This window comes from Hydrocoleum sp. CS-953, from assembly GCF_002260545.1.
In the GTDB taxonomy this organism is placed as follows: domain Bacteria; phylum Cyanobacteriota; class Cyanobacteriia; order Cyanobacteriales; family Microcoleaceae; genus Trichodesmium.
Genome location: NZ_LGSU01001049.1, coordinates 1 through 6,332 on the forward strand (window position 1 = coordinate 1; position 6,332 = coordinate 6,332).

At 37.6% G+C, this 6,332-nt stretch carries 2 protein-coding genes and 2 pseudogenes; all 4 read right to left on the minus strand.

The genetic code is table 11. The annotated features are described in order from the left end of the window. Nucleotides 1-497 precede the first annotated feature (497 nt). Nucleotides 498-898: pseudogene (locus tag AFK68_RS45320) on the minus strand (NAD(P)H-quinone oxidoreductase subunit D4); the annotation flags it as partial. Between the two features lies 1 nt (nucleotide 899). Next, nucleotides 900-2,200 (minus strand): annotated as a pseudogene (locus tag AFK68_RS15415) (NADH-quinone oxidoreductase subunit M); the annotation flags it as partial. Nucleotides 2,201-2,698: 498 nt separating this feature from the next. Further along, on the minus strand, nucleotides 2,699-4,537 hold the full coding sequence (locus tag AFK68_RS15420) for an NAD(P)H-quinone oxidoreductase subunit F (RefSeq protein WP_094673555.1): 1,839 nt from the start codon (nucleotides 4,535-4,537) through the stop codon (nucleotides 2,699-2,701). A gap of 786 nt (nucleotides 4,538-5,323) precedes the next feature. Continuing rightward, on the minus strand, nucleotides 5,324-6,139 hold the full coding sequence (locus AFK68_RS15425) for an S-adenosyl-l-methionine hydroxide adenosyltransferase family protein (RefSeq protein ID WP_094673556.1): 816 nt from the start codon (nucleotides 6,137-6,139) through the stop codon (nucleotides 5,324-5,326). Nucleotides 6,140-6,332 lie beyond the last annotated feature (193 nt).

The following is a 6,332-nucleotide window of genomic DNA, read 5'->3' on the forward strand; positions in this document are numbered from 1 at the left end:
CGGGTTTATGGGAGACAGATGTCAGTATAGTAGTAGAATGACACACCTTAAATAGTGCAATAGTAGGGGCGGGTTTCCCCGTTAAATTAACGAATTTTCACCTAAAGTTAGATAAACCCGCCCCCCAATGATGTAACGGACTATTTTAGATTTGTCAGTATAGTAGGCATTTTACATAAACCCGGTTTCTAAGATTTCGTAGCTATTTAAAGCTATTAAATAAATATAAACCTTACAGTTTCATCTCTTAATTTACCAACACCCCCTGTTCCCTGTTCCCTATTCCCTATTCCCTACTTTATATATTGACTTATTGACTGAATTTCTATTTGAGATTTAAGCACTAAAAAATTTGAAGTTTCTTCACTCCAACGCACTAACCAAGTAGGTTGAATTCCTAAAAATAAAATCGCTACTGCTAATACCAAAGCAGGCGCACGTTCAGANTCTCTTAATTTACCAACACCCCCTGTTCCCTGTTCCCTATTCCCTATTCCCTACTTTATATATTGACTTATTGACTGAATTTCTATTTGAGATTTAAGCACTAAAAAATTTGAAGTTTCTTCACTCCAACGCACTAACCAAGTAGGTTGAATTCCTAAAAATAAAATCGCTACTGCTAATACCAAAGCAGGCGCACGTTCAGACCAAATAACTTTTGGATAATAAGCTGTATCATTATCTAGTTTGCCGAAACAAGTACGGTTTAACAAAATAACAAAATAAACTGCTGTTAAACCACTAGCAATAATACACAAAAGAGTGGGAATTGGAAACTTAGAAAAACTGCCCTGAAACACAATAAACTCAGCAGCAAAACCTACCATTCCTGGAATACCTGCACTTGCCATTCCACCCATAATTAATAAAGCGCTCGTAAAAGGTAAACCCCGCANTTGCCGAAACAAGTACGGTTTAACAAAATAACAAAATAAACTGCTGTTAAACCACTAGCAATAATACACAAAAGAGTGGGAATTGGAAACTTAGAAAAACTGCCCTGAAACACAATAAACTCAGCAGCAAAACCTACCATTCCTGGAATACCTGCACTTGCCATTCCACCCATAATTAATAAAGCGCTCGTAAAAGGTAAACCCCGCACCGGACTCATTAAACCATTCAAAACGGATAATTCGCGAGTGCCGACTTTAGTTTCTACTACACCCACCAGATGAAATAGAATCGCTAAAATTAGACCATGAGCTACCATTTGACTGATCGCTCCCACTAAACTTAGGGGTGTATTCGCAGCAGCAGCAACTATAATGTAACCCATGTGTCCAATGGAACTATAAGCCACCATTCGTTTGATGTCTTGTTGAGCGATCGCTGCTAATGCTCCATACAAGACGCTAATGGTACCAATAATTGCCATTCCGGGTGCGATTATTTCCCAGGTTTGGGGGAATAATCCCAAACAGAAACGCAATAGTCCGTAAGTGCCTAACTTTGCCAATATTCCACCCAGTAAAATAGTAACAGGGGGAGATGATTCAACGTAAGCATCTGGCAACCAAGTATGTAGAGGTACCAGTGGTATTTTGATGCCAAATCCTACTAAGAGAATTGTTAGTAAGATAAGTTTAGTTATTAGGGGTAATGATTCGGTAGATATGAGGTTATAGTCAAAACTAGGAGAATTGCTTAACCAAGTTATGCCTAAAAATCCTGCTAATATAAGAATCCCAGAAACTGCGGTATAGATGAGAAATTTTGTTGCTGCATAGCCTCGTTTTTCGCTTCCCCAAATTGCTATTAATAAATAGATAGGAATTAATTCTAGTTCGTAAAACAGAACGAAAAGTAGTAAATTTGCTGAAAGAAAAGCCCCTGCTACACCTGCATTTACCAACAAAATTAAAGAGTAGTAAAGTTTCGGACGTTCGATATTATTGCCGTAGCCATAAACTACGATAAATGTTAGTACAGAATTGAGGACAAGTAAGGGTAAAGATAAACCGTCTACTCCAAGATTGTAGGTTAAACCTAATTGCGGAATCCAAGCAAATGTTTCTTGAAATTGCCAATGGGGATTATTTAAGTCAAACTTTAGAGCAATTTGTACAGTCCAAACTATGAGAGATACGGCTATTGCTAAAGTGACTTTTCGTAATTTTTCCGCAGGAATATTTCCTGGAAAAAATCCTACTAATATTGCCCCTAATATTGGGATGATAATTAAAACACTGAGCATAATTTTTTGTTAAATTGTAATTGATTAAATTAGCTATGAATTCTTGCAGAATGAAGAAAGGAAAATTGTATGGGGAGCATCAAAGAACTTTCGCTCTAATTCCACAAACTCCAACCAATTTTAAGCACTGTTTAGACAGTCAGGTATTAAACCCGCCAGAGATAAAGATAATAAAATAGTAGCCTCATAAAATTGTAATTTTTGACAGAGAAATCTGGATAATTCCAGGAGATGAAATCCTAATTATTAGCCTAATTAGGACTTACAAAATATAACTTATTTTCGTCATTGCGACTGACAGGGAAGCAATCTCAAGCTCTAGTTTTTCGGACCTCAGCGTAAATTATGCTAACTATGATTCTGATTATGATTATATAGCAGTCGAAGCCAAGGTTAGGACATTTATAAATCCTGTTTGCGGAGCATTTCCCCAGGAAAAACCCTTTGAAAGCTTACTATTCCCTGTTCCCTATTCCCTATTCCCTATTCCCTTTTTCTCTAAAATAAACCGACAGCTAACCAACTTAATAATAGGGTAAGACCAATCAAAATTGTCAACAAATAAAACTGAGACTGACCAGAAACATTGTATTTTAAACCCTGACCTCCAAAAATAGTCGCGAAACCAACTAAATTAACTACTCCATCAACAATGTAACGGTCTATCCAAGAAATAATTTTTGATACTAAACCCACTACAAAAACAATCGTAATTTTATACAATTTGACTGTGTAAAAATCGTAAGCAAAAAAGTCTTGTATTGCTTGGTAAGGCAATTTAATTGGTTTCTCCCACTTGTCATTTATATAAATCAACCCACCAATACCAAAACCAAGTACACTGGATAACAGTAACAAACCAGCAACAGATTTATTAAGAGTTGCAATATCTGGTAATAACTGCCAACTTGCTAATAACAACGGAACGTGCAATGTAAAACCAGCCAAGATAGTCATCGGCAAAACCAACGCCCATAAACCTTCAGGCGATCGCTCAGTCATTGGCTTAGTTTTACCACAGAAAATTAAACCAAACTCCCGAATAATACTAAAAGCAGTTAACCCATTCACCACAAACAACACCCCAACCAACCAAGGTTGAGTCTGCCACAGATTATCTGCCATTTGTAACAACGCCCAAAAACCACCCAAAGGAGGCAAAGCAACCAATCCCGCAGCACCGACTAAATAAGAAATTCCAGAAATGGGGCGACGAGACCACAAACCACCATATTGAGTCAGGTCTTGACTAATACAATTTAATATTACTCCACCCGTACTCATTATCAACAAAGCCATCGCACAAGCGTAGGTGAATAATAATATTAAAGCAGTTTTTACTTGACCAGTACCAACCGCAATAAATACCAAACCCATGTATGCGCTGACAGAATAAGAGAGCGATCGCTTCATATCAATTTGGGCAATAGCAATTAAAGAAGCACAAACTGCTGTAAACACTCCCACTCCTATCATTACCGTAGAAGCTACAGGAGACAAAGCTAAAACTGGTTGCAACTTAGTCAATACCCAAGCTCCGACTGCTACTACCAGAGAATTCCTGAGAATTGTACTTGGTATCGGTCCTTCCATTGCTTCATCTAACCACAGATGCAAGGGAAACTGAGCGCATTTACCCAGAGGACCGGCGATTAAAGTTAGACTTAATAGGGTAGCAGTAGTGGGAGCAATGTTTGCTGTTTTCGCCCACTCACCGAGTTCCGTATAATTCCAAGTTCCCGCTAGGGGTAACAGAGCGACTACTCCCATCAACAAAAATAAGTCTCCAACCCGTTTTGTCAAAAAAGCGTCTCTCGCTCCCGTGACTACCAATGGTTGAGAATACCATAAACCTACTAATAAATATGTACCCAGAGTGAGAATTTCCAGAATAATGTAACTCCAGAACAGGGAGTTGCACAAAACTAAGGCACACATTCCCGCTTCGAATAATGCTAGTAGGGAGTAGAAACGCGCCCATCCCCAATCCATTTCCATGTAGGCGATCGCGTAGATTTGACTGAGGAGATTTAGACCTGTTATTAATATAGTCGCCCCAATGGTTAGGGTGGATATTTCTACAGAAATATTGATGTTGAGTTCTGCTACTTGTAACCAGGGTATTGATAATTCTCGTGCAGGTTGATTCCAACTTGCCGTCAAAGCAACTAAACCATGTAAGAAAGCGATGAAGGTCATTATTAAATTGATGTAACCTGCTGGTCTTGGTCCGCTGCGCTTAATAATTCCGGGCGACCAAGGCAAGGTTAAAATTGCACCAGTTATGGCATAGCAAGGTATTAGCCATATTGTTTCTAGAAACTCGTTCGATAACATTATTTTGGTTTTTGCAAGATATTAGATAAATTATGTGCTTTTTATTTAAAAATTAATTTTATCTTAATTTTGATACAAAGATTAATATTTTTTTGGAGTATAATTTAATACGCAAAGAAACCCGGTTTCTACGGTAAATCATTGTTTTGAACAATAGACATCTACGAGAAACCGGGTTTCTGGGTTCGCCTGCGTAAATTCTGTTAATTTCTTTATCTGTAGATTTTGGACTTTGGACAAAAACCACAAATAGTTAGCATAATATTTAGGCTAACCAAGTCTGGCAATATCCCTCTGTCTTAAGTCAAAAAAATCACTGAAAAATAGAAACAAAATATAAGGTGAAGCAGATTAAGGAGTTGGGTGATTCTCTGAATATATGCAATACTAATTGGTATGACTAATTTATATTGAACCCGGTAGTATCAGCATCAAAAAGTAGAGAAACCGGGTTTGGATCAAATTCCCTTAATATAAAATCCGGATAATTACTATATCCAAGTCATTGCGACTGGAACGGAGTGGAAGGTTTGCGGAGCATTCCGGAACGGATAGCAATCTCAGGGGTGCGCGGAGATTGCNCTGGAACGGAGTGGAAGGTTTGCGGAGCATTCCGGAACGGATAGCAATCTCAGGGGTGCGCGGAGATTGCTTCCTATCGTCGCAATGACAACTATTCAAGCGGATTCTATATAACACGCAAAGAAACCCGGTTTCTAGGATAAATCGTTGTTTTGAGCAATAGACGTCTACGAGAAACCGGGTTTCTGGGTTCTCCGGCGTAATTTAAAACCAATGAATTTCAACTCTATCCCCATACTTTAAATTAAGTTGCTCCTCAGCACTACCACCATTAGTAGCAATTTCTACAAAACCATGAGAGCCAATAATTCCAATTAACTCCCCTGGTTTACAATCAGCATAAGTATTACCACTAGAAATTGTTTTACCCGCTGAAAAATCAACATTATTACTAACAATAACCGACCAATTTTTCCCGAAAACATAACTACTAGAAATATTAGTAATTATATTGCCAAAATGGTCAATATGTTGAACGCAACCTGCAATACCTGAATCTGTAAAAGTAATATTATTTAAAGGCAACTTCACCAAACTTTCTGGATTAATTTTTTCTCCCAAATTTTCTAACTTCACCCCACTAGCAAGATGAGCAGCAACAGGAGCAAATATATCTCTACCATGAAAAGTTGTACTCGGTGTTTTTGTACCCCAATACTCAGAATTAGTAAGGGAAACTACCTTAATATTTTCTATTTCTAAATTTTCCAATATTCCACTAAAAATACCATTGTCAGGTCCGACTAAAAAACCATTCGGTAGTTGAATAGCGATCGCTCTTCTTGTACTCCCAACTCCCGGATCGACAACAGCAACATGAACTGTTTCTGGGGGAAAATAAGGATAAGCATTTTGCAAACAAAATCTGGCAGCAAATAAATTTTGGGGAGGAATTTCATGTGTAAGGTCGATTATTTTGAGATTAGGATTAATTTGACAAATTACACCTTTCATTACACCAACATAGACATCTTTGAATCCAAAATCAGTTAAGAGTGTGATAATTTTTTGATTTGACATTATTATGTTTAATAATTAGGGTTTGCTGACAAAAATATGTTATACCAATTTGAAAAAAGAATGCTATACTTATCAGTAGCGTGTTGATTTTTCGGCTTGGTTTTCTCACAAAAGCTGCAAATGAAGCTCTACCTGCAATTTCTTCTGATGTCAGTTTGCCTACCGAACTGAGCATTACTAAAGGTAATTCTTG